General features: G+C 69.4%; 21 protein-coding genes. 11 read left to right on the forward strand and 10 right to left on the reverse strand.

Annotated elements, in window-relative coordinates; all coding sequences use genetic code 11:
• Positions 1 to 124: 124 nt before the first annotated feature.
• Together QSK25_RS12120 and QSK25_RS12125 are read left to right on the forward strand one after the other, a co-directional pair.
• The gene (locus QSK25_RS12120; RefSeq protein ID WP_285637959.1) at positions 125 to 943 is read left to right on the forward strand and encodes an SAM-dependent methyltransferase; all 819 of its coding nucleotides are present in this window, start codon (positions 125 to 127) and stop codon (positions 941 to 943) included.
• Between the two features lie 83 nt (positions 944 to 1,026).
• Complete coding sequence (locus tag QSK25_RS12125; protein ID WP_285637961.1) at positions 1,027 to 2,115, forward strand: FAD-dependent monooxygenase; 1,089 nt, start codon at positions 1,027 to 1,029, stop codon at positions 2,113 to 2,115.
• Here QSK25_RS12125 and QSK25_RS12130 read toward each other — a convergent pair.
• Positions 2,109 to 3,656 (reverse strand): DUF6461 domain-containing protein, encoded by a 1,548-nt coding sequence (locus QSK25_RS12130; protein WP_285637963.1) that lies wholly within the window; start codon positions 3,654 to 3,656, stop codon positions 2,109 to 2,111. The two genes, QSK25_RS12125 and QSK25_RS12130, sit on opposite strands and share 7 nt — an antisense overlap.
• A gap of 136 nt (positions 3,657 to 3,792) precedes the next feature.
• On the opposite strand from QSK25_RS12130, the gene QSK25_RS12135 reads away from it, so the two are divergent.
• The 3 genes from QSK25_RS12135 to surE are packed head-to-tail and all read left to right on the forward strand — an operon-like array spanning position 3,793 to position 7,243.
• Positions 3,793 to 5,523 (forward strand): beta-N-acetylhexosaminidase, encoded by a 1,731-nt coding sequence (locus QSK25_RS12135; RefSeq protein WP_502881835.1) that lies wholly within the window; start codon positions 3,793 to 3,795, stop codon positions 5,521 to 5,523.
• A 21-nt stretch (positions 5,524 to 5,544) separates the two neighbouring features.
• Positions 5,545 to 6,483: a 1-phosphofructokinase family hexose kinase gene (locus tag QSK25_RS12140; protein ID WP_285637965.1), complete on the forward strand. Its 939-nt coding sequence runs from the start codon at positions 5,545 to 5,547 to the stop codon at positions 6,481 to 6,483.
• A gap of 4 nt (positions 6,484 to 6,487) precedes the next feature.
• On the forward strand, positions 6,488 to 7,243 hold the full coding sequence (gene surE, locus QSK25_RS12145; protein WP_285637967.1) for a 5'/3'-nucleotidase SurE: 756 nt from the start codon (positions 6,488 to 6,490) through the stop codon (positions 7,241 to 7,243).
• Here the strand turns inward: surE and QSK25_RS12150 are convergent.
• The 6 genes from QSK25_RS12150 to QSK25_RS12175 form a co-directional block, all read right to left on the reverse strand.
• Positions 7,206 to 7,535: a hypothetical protein gene (locus QSK25_RS12150; RefSeq protein ID WP_285637969.1), complete on the reverse strand. Its 330-nt coding sequence runs from the start codon at positions 7,533 to 7,535 to the stop codon at positions 7,206 to 7,208. The genes surE and QSK25_RS12150 overlap by 38 nt on opposite strands.
• A 6-nt stretch (positions 7,536 to 7,541) precedes the next feature.
• Entirely contained in the window at positions 7,542 to 7,943 is a 402-nt protein-coding gene (locus QSK25_RS12155; protein ID WP_285637971.1) for a DUF5313 family protein, read from the reverse strand.
• Positions 7,940 to 8,389 (reverse strand): MarR family winged helix-turn-helix transcriptional regulator, encoded by a 450-nt coding sequence (locus tag QSK25_RS12160; RefSeq protein ID WP_285637973.1) that lies wholly within the window; start codon positions 8,387 to 8,389, stop codon positions 7,940 to 7,942. Before QSK25_RS12160 ends, QSK25_RS12155 begins: the two co-directional genes overlap by 4 nt.
• A 72-nt stretch (positions 8,390 to 8,461) precedes the next feature.
• Positions 8,462 to 9,286, reverse strand: coding sequence for an alpha/beta fold hydrolase (locus QSK25_RS12165; RefSeq protein ID WP_285637975.1), 825 nt, complete (start codon positions 9,284 to 9,286; stop codon positions 8,462 to 8,464).
• Positions 9,287 to 9,297: 11 nt separating this feature from the next.
• Positions 9,298 to 10,620, reverse strand: a complete 1,323-nt coding sequence (locus QSK25_RS12170) for an FAD-binding oxidoreductase (RefSeq protein ID WP_285637977.1) — start codon at positions 10,618 to 10,620, stop codon at positions 9,298 to 9,300.
• Positions 10,617 to 11,195 carry a TetR/AcrR family transcriptional regulator gene (locus tag QSK25_RS12175; RefSeq protein WP_285637983.1) on the reverse strand — a complete coding sequence of 193 codons (579 nt, stop codon included), beginning with the start codon at positions 11,193 to 11,195 and terminating at the stop codon, positions 10,617 to 10,619. The genes QSK25_RS12170 and QSK25_RS12175 overlap by 4 nt, the downstream gene beginning before the upstream one ends.
• Positions 11,196 to 11,287: 92 nt before the next feature.
• Here QSK25_RS12175 and QSK25_RS12180 point away from each other — a divergent pair, with 92 nt between their 5' ends.
• Positions 11,288 to 12,121, forward strand: a complete 834-nt coding sequence (locus QSK25_RS12180) for a glycosyltransferase family 2 protein (RefSeq protein ID WP_285637986.1) — start codon at positions 11,288 to 11,290, stop codon at positions 12,119 to 12,121.
• Here QSK25_RS12180 and QSK25_RS12185 read toward each other — a convergent pair.
• From QSK25_RS12185 to QSK25_RS12195, 3 genes are all read right to left on the reverse strand, one after another.
• Entirely contained in the window at positions 12,084 to 13,163 is a 1,080-nt protein-coding gene (locus QSK25_RS12185; RefSeq protein ID WP_285637988.1) for an aminotransferase-like domain-containing protein, read from the reverse strand. The genes QSK25_RS12180 and QSK25_RS12185 overlap by 38 nt on opposite strands.
• Positions 13,164 to 13,193: 30 nt before the next feature.
• The gene (locus QSK25_RS12190; protein WP_285637990.1) at positions 13,194 to 14,390 is read right to left on the reverse strand and encodes a PI-PLC domain-containing protein; all 1,197 of its coding nucleotides are present in this window, start codon (positions 14,388 to 14,390) and stop codon (positions 13,194 to 13,196) included.
• A gap of 427 nt (positions 14,391 to 14,817) precedes the next feature.
• The gene (locus tag QSK25_RS12195; RefSeq protein ID WP_285637992.1) at positions 14,818 to 15,021 is read right to left on the reverse strand and encodes a cold-shock protein; all 204 of its coding nucleotides are present in this window, start codon (positions 15,019 to 15,021) and stop codon (positions 14,818 to 14,820) included.
• Positions 15,022 to 15,161: 140 nt separating this feature from the next.
• Here QSK25_RS12195 and QSK25_RS12200 point away from each other — a divergent pair, with 140 nt between their 5' ends.
• Genes QSK25_RS12200 through QSK25_RS12220 form a run of 5 tightly spaced genes read left to right on the forward strand, consistent with a single transcriptional unit; the run spans position 15,162 to position 19,063 of the window.
• Positions 15,162 to 16,262 carry an acyl-CoA dehydrogenase family protein gene (locus QSK25_RS12200; protein ID WP_285637994.1) on the forward strand — a complete coding sequence of 367 codons (1,101 nt, stop codon included), beginning with the start codon at positions 15,162 to 15,164 and terminating at the stop codon, positions 16,260 to 16,262.
• Positions 16,262 to 17,263, forward strand: a complete 1,002-nt coding sequence (locus QSK25_RS12205; RefSeq protein WP_285637996.1) for a s-methyl-5-thioribose-1-phosphate isomerase — start codon at positions 16,262 to 16,264, stop codon at positions 17,261 to 17,263. The genes QSK25_RS12200 and QSK25_RS12205 overlap by 1 nt, the downstream gene beginning before the upstream one ends.
• A complete protein-coding gene (gene mtnC, locus QSK25_RS12210) occupies positions 17,260 to 17,916 on the forward strand; it encodes an acireductone synthase (protein ID WP_285637998.1) in 657 nt (218 codons plus the stop codon). Before QSK25_RS12205 ends, mtnC begins: the two co-directional genes overlap by 4 nt.
• Positions 17,913 to 18,503, forward strand: a complete 591-nt coding sequence (gene mtnB, locus QSK25_RS12215) for a methylthioribulose 1-phosphate dehydratase (protein WP_285638000.1) — start codon at positions 17,913 to 17,915, stop codon at positions 18,501 to 18,503. Before mtnC ends, mtnB begins: the two co-directional genes overlap by 4 nt.
• The gene (locus tag QSK25_RS12220) at positions 18,500 to 19,063 is read left to right on the forward strand and encodes a 1,2-dihydroxy-3-keto-5-methylthiopentene dioxygenase (RefSeq protein WP_285638002.1); all 564 of its coding nucleotides are present in this window, start codon (positions 18,500 to 18,502) and stop codon (positions 19,061 to 19,063) included. The genes mtnB and QSK25_RS12220 overlap by 4 nt, the downstream gene beginning before the upstream one ends.
• Positions 19,064 to 19,097 lie beyond the last annotated feature (34 nt).

Raw genomic sequence — 19,097 nt, forward strand, 5'->3', positions numbered from 1 at the left:
CACCACCACCCTCTCGTGCGACCCCGAACAAACTAGGGCCATCCGTCCAGTGGTGGCGAGCAGATACACACGATCGGATGCTCATGGAGTCCGCCAGGCTGGTGCACACAAGTACGCTCAGTCGGTGAGCAACGACTCCGGTTGGGTTCCCCCGAGTGTGGACACGACGGTGCCGTCACCGGCTCGGGTGTACGACTACTGGCTCGGCGGCGGCCACAACTTCGCTCCCGACCGCGCGCTGGGCGAGAAGATCCTGCAGATCATGCCCGGCGTCCGCGACGCGGCACGGCTGAACAGGTCGTTCCTGCGCCGGGCCGCACTGCACATGGTCGAACGGGGTGTGCGGCAGTTCCTCGACATCGGCTCCGGCATCCCGACCGTCGGCAACCTGCACGAGATCGTGCAGGCCGAGGCGCCCGACTGCCGGGTCGTCTACGTCGACAGGGACCCGGTCGCGGTCGCGCACAGCGAGCTGATCCTCTCCGGCAACGGCAACACCGCCGTGGTGCAGGCCGACCTGCGCGACCTGGACGCGATCTTCAACGCCGACCCGACCCGCAAGCTGCTCGACTTCGACCAGCCCGTCGGCCTGTTCATGTTGCTGGTGCTGCACTTCGTGCCGGACGAGTGGGACCCGGTGACGATCGTCGGGCAGTACCGCGACCGGCTCGCGCCCGGCAGCTTCCTCGCCGTGTCGCACGCGTCCGCCGAGGCCAAGCCCGCCGGCATGGACGAGGCCGTGCAGACCTACAACGTGAAGAGCAGCGCGAACCAGGCGTTCCCGCGCAGCCACGACGAGGTGATGGCGTTCTTCGGCGGGTTCGAGCTGGTCGAGCCCGGACTGGTCGGCTGCCCGTCGTGGCGGCCGGACGGCACGGGCGACTTCGCGGCCAACGCGGAGATCAACGAAGTGCCCTTCGCGGGGGTCGCCGTCAAACCCTGACCACCGCTGACGGCGGACGGTCAGCCGATGGTCAGCGCCGGTCGGCACCTTGTGAGCACACACCGGCTCACAGGGGGAACACCATGAGGAACGTCCTGATCTCCGGCGCCAGCATCGGCGGACCCGCCCTGGCCCACTGGCTGCGGCATCACGGCTTCGCCGTCACCGTCGTCGAGCGGTACCGGGGGATGCGGCCCGGCGGCCAGGCCATCGACGTGCGCGGCCCGGCGCTGGAGGTGATCGAGCGCATGGGGCTCGGCGACCGGTTGCGGTCGTCCAGCACCAACATGCGCGGCATGAACGTCGTGGACGCCGACGGCAACGAGCTGTTCCGCTCCACCACGCACACCCTGAGCGGCGGCGACCTGTCGAGCCCCGACGTCGAGCTGCTGCGCGACGACCTGGCCCGGATGCTGTTCGACGCGGCCGAGGGCGTGGAGTACCTGTTCGGCGACAGCATCACCGCGATCGACGGCACCCGCGTGACGTTCGAGAAGGCGGCGCCGCGCGACTTCGACGTCGTCGTCGGCGCGGACGGCCTGCACTCCAACGTCCGCCGGCTCGCGTTCGGTCCCGAGGAGGACTTCATCACGCACCTCGGGCTGAACCTCGCCGTCTTCACCGCGCCGAACTTCCTCGGCCTCGACCACTGGCAGACGTTCCAGCAGGGCGACGTCATCGGTGGCGGCATCATGAGCGCCCGGTCGAACTCGGAGTGCCGCGTGTACATGGGGTTCAACGGCGAGGTGGACTTCGACCACCGCGACGTCGACGCCCAGAGGGCGTTGCTGGCTTCGAAGTTCGAAGGGGCCGGGTGGGTGTGGCCGACCGCGGTGAAGCACATGTGGGAGGCGCCGGACTTCCACTTCGACTCGATGAGCCAGATCCGGATGGACTCCTGGTCCACGGGCAACGTCGTGCTGCTCGGCGACGCCGGGTACTGCGGGTCGCCGTTGTCCGGGCAGGGCACCAGCATGGCGCTCGTCGGCGCGTACGTGCTCGCCGGTGAGCTCGCGAAGAACCCGGCAACCGCTTTCCGGCGCTACGAGGAGGTCCTGCGGCCGTACGTGCTGGCGAACCAGGAGATAGCGCTGAAGAACCAGGTCAACGGCGGCGCGCCCACCGAGGACTTCGCCGCCGTCGTCAACGGTCTCAGCCTGCCGAGCTACTGAACGGAGTCCTGGATCGCGGCGCGGACGTCCGCCTCGGGGATCGCGGTGCCGGTGAACCTCACCGCCGCCGCGACCCCCTTGGCGTCGGTGTGCCGCCAGTCCGTGAAGTCGATGTCCCGCAACGCCTCCAGCACCTCGGGGTCGTCACCGAAGTCCGTCTCGCCCATCGCCTCGCACGCGCCGAGCAGGTGACCGCCCCGCGCGAACGACAACCGGGTGAGCCGGTTGACGTTCCAGTAGTGGCTCGCGGCCTTCCCGTTGCGGGACAGGTGTTCCAGCACGGCCGCGTTGGAGCCCTGGTAGTTGTTGTGCTCGACCACCAGCACCCCGCCGTCGACCTCGATCGCGAACGAGTCCCCGTCGAAGTGGCCGACCACGTCGTCCACGTCGAGCCCGGTGACGATCGTGACGGTGGCCGCCACCGGGAGTTCCTCCTCGATCCACCGGTACGGCCGATCCGGTCGCGGGAGGGCCGGTGGCAGCGGTTCGCCCCGCAGCGCGTGCCCGACGCGGTCGGTCGCCTTGTGCACCGCCGGATCCGCCTGCGGCGCCTGCCAGATGGTGAGCTCGTAGCGTTCGCCGTCGTCGTCCCTGCCGCTCGCGCAGACCCGCGCGCGGAACTCTCCCGGCCACGGCGCGGTGCTGCCGTGCCCGAGCTTCGCGTCGCCGTGGACGGCGGTGTAGCTGATCTCGACGACCTCGTCCCAGGGCTCCAGGTCCTGCGGCTCCGGCGGCTGCATCACCGTCCGCACCGACACGTCGACCTCGCCCTCCTCGATGCCGGTGCGCACGGCGAACCCGCTCTCGATCGGGGCGGCGAGGCCGGTGGCGCCGAAGTCCGCCGCCTCTCCCGGTTGCTCGGCGAGCGCGAACTGGTGGTTCGACACGGATGCCTTGGTGGGCCAGGACATCCCGATGTAGTCGCGGCGGCGCTTCTCCAGCAACGCCTGCGTGTACGCGGCCGGCATCGGCACGTCGGGAATGATCTCCGCGGTCGCGGCGATGCCGAACCCGACGGCCGCCACCGGGTCCTTCGCGAACGGGGTGCCGACGGCGTTCAGGACCGCCCGCGCGACCACCACGGCCGTGGCGAGGTGGGCCCGGCCGCGCTGGACGACGATCGCGTCCTCGTCACCGGTGATGCCGCTCTGGTCGGGAACGGCCGCGCGGACGTGCCGGACGACGAGCTCACCGATGCCCCGGTGCAGGGCCAGCACGAGCCTGGTCGGCGAGGACAGGGCGCTCTGGCCCTCGAAGCTCATGATCCCGAAGGCACCGTTCGGCGGCGTGGTCAGGCCGGTGACCATGTCGGCGGGCGCGGTCAGGTCCAGCCCCGCGACGGCGAGTTCCAACGCGCCCAGCAGGCGTTCGGCGGGCAGGCTCGGGAACTGCTGCAGGGCCTGCTGCAGCATCGGCACGGCCCAGCCGTGGTTCTCGGTCCTGCGGGTGGTGTAGCGGCCGATCAGCGCGGCCGGGTCGGCCGGGATCAGGGCCTCGATCCGCGGCACGGTGTCTTCGATCAGTTTCCGGAAGTCCCCCATCCACGTGATTGTGCCGAACGGGCGGCGCCCGCGGCGTCGGTCTCGAACAAAGAATTGGCCCAGACCATTGACGGCAAAAGGGATGTTTGAGCACGCTGGGCACAGGGTCGCCGCCCCCGACTCGTGAGGAGGAGTCGTGAGAACTCGCGTTCTCGCCGCGGTCATCGCTGTCACAGCGGCGTTGTCCGTGAGCGCGCAGTCGCAAGCCGCGGAACCACTGAACAGCCTCGTGCCCGTCCCCGTGTCCGTGCAGGCCAAGAGCGGTGTCACGCACACCCTCACGGCCGGCACGAAGATCTACACAGCTCCGGCCGCGCGGGACGTCGGCACCTTCCTGGCCGGCGTCCTGCGGCCGTCGACGGGCTACGCGTTCCCGGTGTCCGACGCGTCCGGCACGCCGGCGGACGGCATCTCGCTGCTGCTCTCGGGCGCGCCGGGCACGGTCGGCCAGCAGGGTTACCAGCTCGACGTGGCGGCGAACACCATCGTCCTGCGCGCCAACACCTCGGAGGGCCTGTTCGCCGGTGTGCAGACGCTGCGGCAGCTGTTGCCCGCCAAGGTGGAGAGCACGACCACGCAGGCCGGTCCGTGGACCGTGCCGGGTGCCACGATCGTCGACCACCCGCGGTTCGCCTACCGCGGCGCGATGCTCGACGTGGCCCGCCACTTCCACCCCGTCCAGACGGTCAAGCGCTACATCGACCAGCTCGCCCTGTACAAGATCAACTACTTCCACCTCCACCTGAGCGACGACCAGGGCTGGCGGATCGTCATCGACAGCTGGCCGCGGCTCGCCACGTACGGCGGCAGCACGCAGGTCGGCGGCGGCCCCGGCGGTTACTACACCAAGGCGCAGTACAGCGAGATCGTGCAGTACGCGGCCTCGCGCAAGATCACGGTGATCCCCGAGATCGACCTGCCCGGGCACACCAACGCCGCGCTGGCGTCGTACGCGGAGCTCAACTGCAACGGCCAGGCCCCGCCGCTGCGCACGGACATCGAGGTCGGCTACTCCTCGCTGTGCGTGAACAAGGAGATCACCTACCAGTTCGTGGACGACGTGATCCGCGAGATCGCGGCGCTCACCCCCGGCCCGTACTTCCACATCGGCGGCGACGAGGCGCACTCCACGCCTGACGCGGACTACCAGACGTTCATGGACCGCACGCTGCCGATCGTCAAGAAGTACGGCAAGACCGCGCTCGGCTGGCACGAGTTCGTGAAGACGACGACCGACACCGCCACGATGCCGCAGTACTGGGGCACCTCGACGTCCAACGCCGTGGTGCAGGCAGCGGCCGCGCGGGGCCACAAGGTCATCATGTCGCCCGCGAACAAGGCGTACCTGGACATGAAGTACAACTCCAGCACGCCGCTCGGCCTGTCCTGGGCCGGTCTGATCGAGGTCCAGACCGCGTACGACTGGAACCCCGGCACGCACGTGAGCGGGGTGCCCGAGTCCGCCGTCCACGGCGTCGAGGCTCCACTGTGGAGCGAGACGCTGGTGACGGCGAAGGACATCGAGTTCATGGCGTTCCCGAGGCTCGGCGCGATCGCCGAACTGGGCTGGTCGCCGTGGTCGACGCACAACTGGGACCAGTTCAAGGTCAGGCTCGGTGCCCAGGGGCCGCGCTGGACCGCGATGGGCATCAACTTCTACAAGTCCACGCAGGTCCCGTGGGACACCGGCGGCGGCCCCGGCCCCGGCCCGTGCACCCAGCCCGCGTGGGAGCGCGACAAGGTCTACACCGGCGGCAACGTCGTGTCGCACAACGGCAAGAAGTGGACCGCGCAGTGGTGGACGCGGGGCGAGGAGCCCGGCACCACCGGTCAGTGGGGCGTCTGGCGTGACGGCGGCGCCTGCTGATCTCCGCACGATCCGGTGCGGGTGAACTCCGCCCGCACCGGGTACCAGTACGTCGTGGATGCCCGAGTTGCCGTATTTGCCCCGTCCCCTCAACTGACCGTCACCGTCGAGGACCTCGACGGTGAGCCGGACGTGCACCTGCACGCCGGCGGCCAGGGTTTCTGGCAGTCCAGGATGATCGCCGCCCTCGGCGTCGAGGCCGTCGTGTGCGCGACGTTCGGCGGTGAGACAGGCCGTGTGCTGCACACGCTCCTGGAAGGCGAGCACGTCGAGCTGAAGTCACGTCTGGTCGCCGCGCGCAACGGCGCCTACGTGCACGACCGGCGCGACGGCAGCCGCTCCGAGATGGTCGAGATGCTGCCCGACGCGTTGTCCCGGCACGAACTGGACGACGTCTACGAACTCGCCCTGGTGGAGGGCATGCGCGCCGGGACCGCCGTGCTGAGCGGGCCTTCCGACGACCGCGTGCTGCCCCACGAGACGTACTTCCGCCTCACCTCCGACCTGACCTCCAACGGCTGCCGCGTGATCGTCGACCTGGCCGGTGACCGGCTGGCCGAGGCCGTGCGCGGCGGCCCGCACGTCGTCAAGGTCTCGCACGAGGAGTTGGGGGAGGAGGACCTGGCCAAGTTGATCGAGAAGGCTCGCGAGATCGCTTCTTCGTGCGTGCACGGCGTCGTGGTGTCGCGTGCCGACGATCCGGCGTTGGCGCTGCTCGAAGACCGGTTGTACCTCGTGCGGATGCCGAAGCTGGAGCCCGTCGACACGCGCGGCGCCGGAGACTCGATGACCGCGGGGATTTCGGCGGGCCTCGCGCTGGGTATGTCGTTGACGGACGCGGTGAAGCTCGGCGCGGCCGCCGGAGCGGTGAACGTGACGAGGCACGGCCTGGGCAGCGGCAGCGGTGACGCCGTGCGCGAACTCAGCCGCCGCGTGGAACTGGAGCCGATCGAGGAATGAGCGGATGCGCGCGCTGATCACGAACGACGACGGAATCGACTCTCCCGGCCTCTGGGCCCTCGCCTCGGCCGCGCTCGAGTCCGGCCTGGACGTGGTGGTCGCGGCCCCCACGTCCCAGGCCAGCGGCACCAGCGCGTCGGTGGCTGCGCTGGGCGACGACGGCCGCGTGGTCAGCGAGCGCCGAACGTCGCCGCACCTCGACGTCGAGGCGTACGCGGTGGCGGCCCATCCCGGCCTGATCTCGCTCATCGCGTGCCGGGGCGGTTTCGGCGGCAAGCCCGACGTGGTGTTGTCGGGCATCAACCTGGGCGCGAACGTGGGGCGCGCGATCGTGCACTCCGGCACCGTCGGCGCCGCCCTCACCGCGCACCTGAACGACGTGACGGCGATGGCCGTGTCCCTCGACGTGGGGCTGGACGCGCCCGAACCGTTGTGGGACAAGGCGGGCGAGGTGGTGCGCGTGGTGCTGCCGGCGTTGCTGGAGATGCCCGCGGCCACCGTGCTGTCGGTGAACGTGCCGAACGTGGCCGAGGTGCGCGGACTGCGCTGGGCCGAACTGGCCCGCTTCGGCGCCGTGCAGAGCAGGGTGGACGACGTCGGCGACGGCGAGGTCGAACTGGTGCACGTCTACTCGGAACAGTCGCTGGTGCCCGGAACGGACACCGCGTTGCTGGCGGAGGGGTACGCGACGCTGACGGCGTTGCGTTCGGTGGACCGCGACGTCAGCGCGGAGCGCGCTTTGCCGGCCTGGCCAGCGTGATGACGAGCCCGATCAACGCCGTGCGGACCTCGAGGAAGCTCTCGGTCGTCACGTCGTTGAGCGAGAACGCCAACATGCCGAAGCCGAGCAGCAGAAGAAGTCCGTACATGCGCGCGAGATCGTGCCGCCACGCCATCGCGATGCCCAGCGCACCGACGCCGACCTGGATCACGTGGTAGTTGGGGTCCAAACCGAACACGTCGAACCAGCCCAGCGCGAACTGCAGCACGCCCGCGGTGAGGGTGAGCGCCTGTGGCCTCGTGAACTCGAACTGATCGCTCAACAAGGCCATGGGTCTCTACCCTTCGGATCGCCGCCAGACCGCGTCGTAGTTCGCCTGTCGAACGCTGTCCTTGGCGGCGTTGCGCTCCCGGCGTCCCTGAGTCGCCGAACCTCTGGGGTACCCGTACTTCGTCAGCCGGTAGTCCACACTTTCAGGTGCATACGACAAGGCGAAGTACAGTCCTACAACGAAACCGAGCGCACCGCACGCAATTGCCAGCGGCCACGGCGAGTCGAGCCCGAACACGAGCGCCAGCGTGATGGCCGTCGTGAGCGGTGTGACCTGCACCAGACTGCGGACGGTGAACCGCAGCAGCCACTTCGGACCGGTCACGTCGTCGTACACGAACTCCCGGTACTGCTGCGGCAACCGCCCGCCCGCGTAGTACCAGACCTTGAGCGCGAGGTTGGGCGTCATCGGGTCGCCTTCGCGATCACCTTGTGCAGCACCTGGTTCAGCTGCGCGAGCTCTTCGAACGTCATGTCGAGCTGCTCCACGACCTTGAAGGGAATCTTGAGCGCCTCGTTCCGCAGTTCCTGACCGATCTCGGTCAGGGTGAGGGCGAGTGCGCGTTCGTCCGTCCTGTCCCGTTGCCGCTCGACGTACCCGATCGCCTCCAGTCGCTTGAGCAGCGGGCTGAGCGTGCCGGGGTCGAGCTGCAACGCACCGCTCAGGTCCTTGACCGTCCGCGGCGACCGCTCCCAGAGCGCCAGCATCACCAGGTACTGGGGATGCGTGAGGTTCAGCGGCTCCAGGATCGGCCGGTACACGGCGATCACCGTCCGGCTGGCCACGGCCAGCGCGAAGCAGACCTGCCGCTCGAGCTCGAGCGGGTTCTCCGGGATGCTTGGTGTACTAATCATTGGTGTACACACTAACTCGCGGGCAGGCTGAAGACCAGGAGGTGTGGTGCAGGAGACGTCAGGGGCGGGCGACTACTCGAGGGCTTCCGCCAGCACCTCGGCCGTCACCGCGGCGCCTGACCTGGTCATCACGGTGCCGCCGTGGTCGACCTCGTTGATCAGCACCGGTTCGCGCAGGACCGGGAGCGCGGCCCGGAACCCGGCGGCCTGCTCGGCGGTGTAGGCGGGCGGGGTGTCCGGGCCGGTGCTCCACTCGGCGTGCACGAACCACGTCGGCACGGTCAGCTCCTGCCAGCGCGAGGTGCCGAAGATGACGTCCTTCGCGTCGGCCACCAACGTCTCGGCCGGGAGCCTGAGGTGGCCGTCCTCGGTGAGGTCGTGGGCGAAGTACTCGCGGAGGAACGGGTCGGTGGCATCGATCAACGGGTTCAGCGCCGCCTGGACGGTGAGGTACTCCTCGGCCGTCCACGTGCGTTCGCGGGCCGCCACTTGTGGAGCGAAGGCCGCTTCCAGGAGTTCTGGGGTCATGTGCGCGTGTGCCGCCATCGGGAGGCCGCCGTCCACGAGCACGAGCGCGCGCACTCGGTCCGGAAAGCGCACGGCGAGGTCCACGGCCACGTAACCACCCATGGACATGCCGATCACGGTCGCCGCGGGGAGTTCCAGCGCGTCCAGCACGCGGATCATGTCGTCGGCGTGCTGCGCGATGCCGGCGCCGGGAACGGTGTGGCTGTCGCCGCGCCCGCGCAGGTCGGGGGTGACGAGCGAGAAGCCGTGAGCGGCCACCCGGTTCCACAGCTTGCGGCTGCCGCTCACGCCGTGGACCGCGAGCACCGGAGTGGTGTCGCCGTCGTGGATCTCCACGGCCAGGTCTCCGCCGTCCACCGCTACTCGCATGACTGCCTCCTTCAGGCCTTGCCCGGGTTGAAGAGGTTCAGGGGGTCGAAGGTCTGCTTGACCGCCCGGTGCAGCGCGTGCGCGTCCGGGCCCAGTTCGCGGACCATGCCGTCGCGCTTGAGCAGGCCCACGCCGTGCTCGCCGGTGACCGTGCCGCCGAGGGCCAGCGCCTCGGTGATGATGTCCTCGAACGCCGCCTGGGCGGCTCGCCGGGCGTTGTCGTCGCCGGGCGGGGTGATCAGCAACGGGTGCAGGTTGCCGTCGCCGGCGTGCGCGATGGTGGCGATCCGGACGTCGTGCCGGGCGCCGATCTCCTCGATCCGGCCGAGCATGGCGGGGATCGCGGAGCGCGGGACGCACACGTCCTCGGTCAGCAGCGGACCGAGGCGTTCCAGTGCCGGGTAGGTGAGGCGGCGGGCGGCGAAGAGGGCTTCGGCCTCGGCCGAGTCGGTCGACCGTTCCGTCCAGGCCGCGCCCGCGTCGGTGAAGGCCGCCTCCAGGCCGTCGGCGTCGTCCGCGGTCTCGGCTTTCGCGAGCAGCATGGCTTCGGTGTCCGGTTCGATGCCGAGGTGCTTCCAGTCCTCCACGGCCTGCAGGCACGCGCGGTCGATCAGTTCCAGGGCGGCGGGTTGCAGGCCCCGGGCGGTGCTGAGCGCGACGGCCCGGCCCGCGGCGACGAGGCTGTCGAAGGAGCCGACGACGGTCGCGGGCGGGCGTGGGGCCGGGCGGAGGCGGACGGTGACCTCGGTGATGACGCCCAGCGTGCCCTCGGAGCCGACGAGCAGGCTCGTCAGGTCGTAGCCCGCGACGCCCTTGGTGGTGCGCCGGCCCAGCCGCACCGCCGTGCCGTACGGGACGGGGCCGCCCAGCACCGCTTCGAGGCCCAGGACGTAGTCGCGCGTCACGCCGTACTTGAGGCAGCAGAGGCCGCCCGCGTTCGTGGCGACGTTGCCGCCGATGGTCGACCACGGCGAGCTCGCCGGGTCCGGTGGATACCACAGTCCTTGCGCGGCAACGGCTTTCTTGAGGTCGTCGTTCACGACGCCCGGTTGCACGACGGCGAGCAGGTCGTCCCGGTCGATCTCGACGATCCCGGTCATCCGGCTCAGGTCGAGGACCAGGCAGCCGTCGACGGCGTTGGCGCCACCGGACAGCCCGGTGCCCGCACCGCGCGGCACGATCGGGATGTCGTGGGCGGCACAGTGCCGCACCGCCTCCTGGACGTCCTCGGTGGACTCGGGCCGGAACGCCGCGTGCGGGGTGCCCGCCGGCGCCCACTCGGCCTCGTCGTGGCTGAGGTTCGCCAGCGTGTTCGGGTCGGTGATCAGCTTCATGGCTGCTCCAGCGCACCGTGTGCCGCCTTGTGCACGACTCGTTCCAGTTCCGCGCCCCAGGCCTGCGGGGTGGTGCCGGCGTGGACCGGGACGGCGCCCATGCCCGCCACCGCGAACCTCGCGAAGAGCACCAGGTCGAAGGCCTGGGCGGGGGAGGCGAGCGGCGGGGTCAGGACCGCCGCGATCCGGGCGGCACCGGCGTTGAGTTCCTGCGTGCCGGTCGCGATCAGGTCGGGCTCCCGGACGATCACCGCGCGGCGGCCCAGTTCCAGCGCCCACTGCTCGGGCGTGACCGTGCCGAGGGCGGTGCGGATCGCTTTCGTCAGCGCGGCGACGGGATCGGGGTCCGGGGTGAGCGCGCGGACGACGCGGCTGAGGAAGGCGTCGTACCAGAAGATCGCGGCCTTGGTGCCGAACGTGCGGAACAGCGTGCGCTCGGAGACGCCCGCGCGGTCGGCGATCGCCCTGGTCGACGTGGCGGCGAAGCCCTGGTCGAGGCACAGGGTGATGGCCGCCTCCTGGATCGCGAGGCGGGTGCGCAGGTCCTTCGCGGCGCGCGTGGTCAGTGTGTCCACGACGCCACGGTAGCGTGAAAGTGTCAGTTACTGCCAGAACTTTCGGCAGTAACTGACACGTGTAGGCGGTGAACAGGCGGGTAGCTGACAGCATGGCCCGGACCAGCGTCGTCATCGCCACGCGGAACCGCGCGGACAGCCTCATGCGGACCCTCGTCCGCCTGAGTGAGCTCGCGGTTCCGGTGATCGTCGTGGACAACGCGTCGACGGACGACACCGTCGCGCGCGTGCGTGCGGAGTTCCCGAAGGTGTCGGTGCTGGAGGCACCGAGGAACCTCGGGGCGGTCGCCCGCAACTACGGCGTCCGTGCGGCGTTGACGCCGTTCGTGGCGTTCGCCGACGACGACTCGTGGTGGGCGCACGACGCGTTCGAACGCGCCGAACCGATCTTCGACGCGCACCCGGACCTCGCGGTCGTCGTGGCTCGCACGCTGGTGGGACCGGCCGAGCGGCCAGACCCGATCACTGCGCTGCTGCGGAACAGCCCGCTGGGGGACGGGGTGGCGGGGCCCGCGGTGCTCGGGTTCCTCGCCTGTTCGGCGATCGTGCGGCGCGAGGCGTTCGTCGCGGCGGGCGGGTTCAGCCCGGTGTTGTTCTTCCGCGGCGAGGAGACGTTGCTGTCGTGGGACCTCGCGGCGGCCGGGTGGGCGCTCTGCTTCGTCGAGGACGTGGTGGCCCACCACTACCCGCACCCGCACGCGGACCGGGCACCGGGCGCGGACGTCGTCGAACGGCGCAACGGTCTGCTGGCCGCGTGGATGAGACGGCCGGTGGGGCGGGCGCTGGCCGCGTCGCTGCGGGACCCGCGGGCGTTCCGCGCGGCGCTGCCCCGGTTGCGGCAGGCGCTCCGGCAGCGGCGTGCGCTGCCGGAGCACCTGGAGAAGCAGATCAGGAAAGTGAGCGGACCGCCGCGCCGAGACGCGTGATGCCCTCGTCGATCTGCTCCGGCGTGACGCCCGAGAACGCGAGGCGGATGGCGTTGTCGCCGCCCTCCAGCAGGAAGTCGGAGCCCTTCACGAACTCGACGCCGTGCTCCTTGGCGACCGGCACCAGCGCGTCGATCGACACGCCGGGCAGCTCGACCCACATGAAGTAGCCGCCCTGCGGCGCGGTGAAGACCGCCTCCGGCAGTTCCCGCTGCAGCGCGGTGACCAGGGCGTCCCTGCGGGCCCGCAGGGCCTCGCGGACGTTCTTGACCGACTCGTCGAGACGGCCGGAACGGCAGTACGAGTTCACGATCGACTGCGCCACCATGTTCGGCGAGATGTACGTGGTGGTCGCGATGTCCTGGACCGACTTGATCACGGACTTCGGGCCGACCAGGTAGCCGCAGCGGATGCCGGGCGCCATCGTCTTCGAGAACGAGGACGCGTAGACGACCTTCTCGTTCTTGTCCTGCGACAGCATCGTCGGCAGCGGCTCGCCCTCGAACCGCACCTTGACGTACGGGTCGTCCTCGAACAGCACGAAGTCGTACTCGGCCGCGAGCTCCAGCAGCCGCGCGCGCTTCGCCTCGGACAGCGTGTAGCCGGCCGGGTTGTGGAAGTTCGGGATGATGTGCGCGAGCTTCGGGCGCACCCCGCTCTCCAGCAGCTTCTCCAGCGCGTCGACGTTGATGCCGTCGGTCTCCAGCTCGATGGCGTGGATGTTCGCGCCGCGCTGACGCAGGTTCAGCAGCGTGCGGTCGTAGGTCGGCGCCTCGACCACCACGTCGTCGCCCTCGCCGACGAGGAGTTCGAACAGGAACGCGTCGGCCTGCATCGAGCCGTTGGTGACGAGCACCTGCTCCGGCTCGACACCGTGCTGCTCGGCGAGCCAGGTGCGCAGCGGCACGTAGCCGACGCTCGTGCCGTACGCGAAGGTGCCGCCGGGGTCGTCCGTGAAGGCTTTCTGCGCTGCGTCGCGCAGGCCTTCCTGGTCGATGATGTCGAGAGAGGGCGCTCCGCGCGTGAACAGGATCGAGGCCATGCGCGGAGCGTACAACTCCCACGATTTGGGCTACGGCCTATATACGTATGCGTTGAGTTGTTGCACGGCCTGCGCCGCGTTTCCGAGGTGGTAGAGATCGACGGCGAGGAAGTTCGGCTTCTTGCGCGCCGCGGGCTGGCAGAACTGCTGCGCGCGGTTGCCGAGCTTGCCGTTGTCCGTCGTCGCCGTGCTCGTGAACGGAACGTCGCGGAAGTGGTTCATGACGAACAACGGCTGGAAGCTGCCCGTGGCCGTGAGCGGTTTTTCATCCCATCGGCTGTAACAGGACCAGTCGGAGTTGCCGAGCCCCGAACCCATCGACCAGTAGTTCTCGACGGTCCAGTCCTTCTGGTAGAGCACGCCGGAATCCTCGCGCCCGTCCTTGCCGTGGTCGGTGAAGATGAGCAACCGCTTGCCGCTGCTCACCATCTGACTGCGCGTCGGCCACCCGTTCTGCTGCACGCCCTCGGCTTTGTAGAGGACGTCGTTCAGGCCCTGCACCTTGCGGAGTTCGTTGCGCAGCGTTGCCGCGTCGACGTAGTCCTCCAGGAAGACCGTGACGATCTCGCTCCGGTTGTTCTTCAGGAAGTCCACGATCCGCTGCACGTCGACGTTGAGCGCCACCGGCTTGCTCACCAGCGTGCAGCTGTTGTGGCACAGGATCGCGCCGTCCGGCGTCTGGTGGATGTCCAGCATGAATCCCCGCACGCCATCTTGGAGCTGCTGCACGATGCCGCGCGTCTGGTTCTTCGCGAGGTTGACGAACGGCGGCGCGAACCCGCCGTCCACCCCGTTCGCATAGGCGTTGTGAGCGGTCAGGAACGTCATCTGGTCGAGCCGGGGATCGGCCGGCATCGGGCTCGTCTGGCTGGTGACCGGCGTCAGGTACCACCGCGTCTCACCGCTCAGGCTGAAGAACTCCCATTGATCACCGAACTGGCGGGGTTCGTGAACCGCATCCCCTTGTGAGCACGAACCCATGGTGAGCGCGCGGGTGATGCACTGGCCCGGCGAGTCGGTGTTCTCGAACCTCCCGTCGCTCAGCCGCCACTGCTGGCGGTCCTCGTTGCCCTTCGGGCGGTGCAGTGCCAGTCCACTGCCGCTCTGGGCGACGTTGAGGCCGGTCCGGACACTGGTGACGTAGAACGTGCCTGCGGGAGCCGCCTCGGCGGTCGCGGGCACCAGCGGTAGGAGGAGCAGGGCTGCGATGGCAGGGAGGAGTCGCACGGTGACCAGGGTCACCCACCGGAGTGAAACATGAAAAGCCTTCAAGCGTGTGGACGTTTAACACTTCGGGTATCCCACCCGATGCGAGCCGCTCTCACCTGATGAGAGCGAACGTCGGGAAAACGGTCCTGACGAGCGGGAACACCAGGCACAACTCCACGGCAGCCGTCGCCCGACCGAAGGGTTAGGGCCGGTACCTCGGGCGCCGCCTTCACAAGCCGCGCAGGGTTCGACTCCCTCGGTTGCCACTTGCCCGCAGGCCACCTGCGGGCCTTCTGCGCCGACATCCCGCGGCGAGGAGTGTGGGCGTCGCGACCGACGGGTCGCGGCGCCTTTCTCGTGCGAGGGGCCTTCAGAACCGTCGTCCGGATCCGTCCGGGCACGGAAGAGCCCGCCCGGCGCAACGCCGAGCGGGCTCCGAGGCACATCAGATGGCGCGGACGTCCTGCGCCTGCGGACCCTTCTGACCCTGGCCGATCTCGAACTCCACGCGCTGCTGCTCTTCCAGCGACTTGAAGCCGGTGCCGGAGATCTGCGAGTAGTGCACGAACACGTCCGGACCGCCGCCGTCCTGCGCGATGAATCCGAAGCCCTTCTCGCCGTTGAACCACTTCACGGTGCCCTGCGCCATACCGATTGCTCCCTAGATGTTGGACCCCCGCCAGAGCGAGGTTCGCGCGCAGTCTGCCAGGCGGAGGTCACTCTCACATCGTGGTTAGCCCAGTGGTGTGAAGAAGTAAGTTGGACCGGGTACCACCGAGAGGAGCAGGGATGACGAACTGGCTGGACGTCGCGCACGAGGTGGCGGCGACGCTCAGGTCCGACGCGGCGGACAGGGACCGGGCCAACCAGCCACCCACCAAAGAGGTGGAACTGCTCCGCCAGAGCGGTCTGCTCAACGTGCGCGAGTGGTCCGTCCAGCAACAGGTCAGCCGGATCATCGGCGCCGCGGACGCGAACGTCGGCCACCTCCTCGGGTACCACTACCTGCAGATCTGGCGCAGCGGGCTGTTCGACTCGGCCTTCAGCGACCAGCCCGACCAGTTCTGGGCGGGCGTCAGCAACCCGCTCGACGCCGCCCTCGAGCTCACGCCCACCGGCACCGGTTTCACGCTCAACGGCCGCAAGACGTTCGCCACCGGCGCCGCCGTCGCCGACCGGCTCGTGGTCAGCGCGACCCGCACGGACAACGGCGAGAAGCTCACGTTCCTGCTCGACGGCAAGGCCGCCGGAATCACCTACCTGGACGACTGGGACAACATCGGCCAGCGCCTCACGGCGTCCGGCGGGGTCACCTTCGAGAACGTCGAGGTGACCGAGGTCCTCGGCGTGCAGCCGGCGAACGAGGACCCGCGGCTCAGCCTCGCCGCCCTCGGCTTCCAGCTGGTGCTCGCGCAGCTCTACGTCGCCCTCGCGGAGGGTGCTCTCGCCGAGGCCGCCGACTACACCCGCACCAAGACCCGCCCGTGGTTCGTCAGCGGAGTCGAGGCCGCGACCGAGGACCCGTACATCGTCGTGGCGTACGGCGAGATGGTGGCGCAGACGAGGGCCGCGGGCCTGCTCGCCGACGAGGCCGCCCGCAGGTTGTGGGAGGCGAGCGAACTCGGCAGGCACCTGACGCCGGCCAAGCGCGCCGAGGTCGCGATCGTCATCTCCGAGGCCAAGGTCGTCAGCACCAAGCTCGTCAACGAGGTCACGAGCCGCATCTTCGAGCAGGTCGGCGCGCGCGGCACGGCGGCCAAGTACGCCGTGGACCGCTTCTGGCGCAACGCCCGCACGCTCACGCTGCACGACCCGGTCGTCTACAAGGCCCGCGAGGTCGGCGAGCACTTCCTGACCGGCGCGCGCCCCGCCCACACCGGGTACAGCTGATGCAGCCGGTGCTCGCCGACTCGGTCAGGCTCACCGACGACGGCGTGCTCATCCTCGACCGCCGCAGGTTCCCGTTCGACCGCGAGTGGGTGCTGTGCCGCACGGCCGAGGAGGTCGCCAGGGCCATCGAGGACATGGTCACCCAGTCCTCCGGCCCGTACTTCGCGGTCCTGTTCGGGATGGTCCTCAAGGCGCGCACGCTCCGGGACCAGCCGTTCGAGCAGGCCCGCGCACAGCTGGGTGAAACCGCTCTGCTGCTGGAGAACACGAGGCGCACCAACAACGCCCTGCGCAAGGCGACCAGGGTCGTGCTGGAGCACGTGGACGCCGCGCAGGACGTGGAAGCGGCGTTGGCCGGCGCGCTGGAGGGCGACCGCCGGTACCGGGCCAAGAGCCGGGCACTGGGGGAGCACACGGCGAACCTGCTGCCCGACGACGCCACGGTCATGACGCACTGCTGGGCCGACCTCTACCTCACCGAAACGGTCAGGGCGGCCCAGGAGCAGGGCAAGCGGTTGCGGTTCTTCTGCACCGAGACCAGGCCCTACCTGCAGGGAGCCCGGCTCACCGCGGAGACGTTGATCGAGATGGGCGTCGACACCACGCTCATCACGGACGGCATGGGCGCCGCGGTCCTGCAAAGCGGTCAGGTGAACGCGTTGGTGACGGCGGCCGACCGCGTCACCATGGACGGGCACGTCATCAACAAGGTCGGCACACTGGGCCTGGCCGTGGCGGCGCACGCGTTCGGCGTGCCGTTCCACGCCCAGGTGCAGGCGCCCGACCTGCACGCACCCACCGCGGACCACGTGGAGATCGAGTACCGCGACGGCGCCGAGGTGTTGCAGGTGCTGGGCAGGCCGAGCGCCACGCCGAGGGTGAAGGGGCACTATCCGGCGTTCGACGTGACGCCACCGAGGTTCGTCACCACAGTGGTGACGGACCGGGGTGTCTACGGCGCCGGTCAGCTCGACGAGTACTACGAGGGAGAACAGCGGTGAGCAAGTGGGTCGTGCTCGACATCGAGGGCACGCTGAGCGCGACGGACCAGGTGCTGGTCGTCCTCTACGACTACGCGCGCCCGCGCCTCGGGCCGTGGATCGAGCAGCACGGTGACGACCCGGTGGTCGCCGACGCCGTGAAGCAGATCAAGGAACTCGCCGGGCACGACGACGTCGTGAAGGCGTTGCACGACTGGATGGACGCCGACCAGAAGGTCACGCCCCTCAAGACGTTGCAGGGCCTCATCTGGCAGCAGGGCTACGCGCAGGGCGACCTGGTGGCGGAGTTCTTCCCGGACGTCGTCCCCGCGATCCGCAAGTGGCACGACGACGGCATCAAGCTCGCGATCTTCTCCAGCGGCTCGGTCGCGGGCCAGGTCGCGTTCTTCCGGCACACCACGGACGGCGACCTGACCCCGTTGCTGGAGCACCACTTCGACACGGTCAACGCCGGCCCGAAGCGCGAAGCCGCGTCGTACCACAAGATCGCCGAGACGCTGAAGTCCGACGACATCACGTTCTACAGCGACGTCCCGGCCGAGCTGCACGCCGCGCAGGAGGCGGGCTGGAAGACGGTCGGCGTCGCGCGCGCGGGCGAGCCGTACGGCAACGCCGACTTCACGCCCCACCCGACCGTGTGGGAACTGTCGTGACGGCGGAACTCGCCCGCGAGTGCGTCCGCTACGCGCAGATGGGCTGGATGCGCGGCACGTCGGGCAACCTCTCCGTTGTCCTGCACCGCGATCCGCTCCGCCTCGCGGTGACGGTCAGCGGTGTGGACAAGGGTGAGATCACCGCCGAGGACAGTGTCGTCATCGACGTGCACGGCAACGCGGTGGACAGCGACAAGGTCCCGTCCGCCGAAGCGGGTCTGCACGCGCGGATCGCCGACGTGGCAGGAGCGGGCGCCGTCGTGCACGTCCACGCGCTCGCGCCCGTCGTGGCGGCGGAGCACTGGCCGGACGGCGTGGTGCTCAAGGACCTCGAGATGCTGAAGGGCTTCGGCCGCTTCGACCACGAGGAGGTCGTGATCCCGGTCGTGCGCAACTCCCAGGACATGGTCGAACTGGGCGACGCGTTCGAGAAGGGCTTCGACCCCAAGGTGCCCGCGCTGATCGTGGCGCGGCACGGCGTGTACGTGTGGGGCGACGACCTGGTGCAGGCGCGGCACCGCCTGGAATGCCTGGAGTGGTTGTTGCGCTTCAAGGTGGAGACACGACAGACGGGGAGCAACTCATGACGCTGCTGACGGTGTGGCCGGAGACCGGCCCCGAGGAGACCGTGCTGCGGACCACCGACGCCGAGGAGATCGCCACCGCGCTCAAGGAGCACGGCGTGCGCTTCAGCCGCTGGTCCGTTGTGGACGGTGTCACCGCCGAGAACGCCCTGCAGGCTTATGAAGCCGACATCGCTCGCGTCAGCGAGACGGAGGGCTACACCTACGTCGACGCGATGGAGATGACCCCGGCCGACACGGACGAGTACCGCGCGAAGGCCGTCGAGTTCCGCAACAAGTTCCTCGCCGAGCACACGCACGACGACGACGAGGACCGCTACTTCGCCCGCGGTGCGGGCGTTTTCTACCTGCACATCGGCGACAAGGTGTACGCGGTGTTCTGCACCGAGGGCGACCTGCTGAGCGTTCCGGCGAACACGACGCACTGGTTCGACATGGGCACCGAACCCGATTACGTGTCGGTCCGGTTCTTCCACGACGACGACGGGTGGATCGGCAACTTCACCGGGAGCGACATCGCGAAGAAGTTCCCGACGTTCGACGAGATCCGTTCAGGAATGTGAAAAGTTCATCCACCTGAATCTTTTCCCGGATTCT

The organism is Lentzea sp. NBRC 102530 (genome assembly GCF_030269365.1).
GTDB lineage: Bacteria > Actinomycetota > Actinomycetes > Mycobacteriales > Pseudonocardiaceae > Lentzea.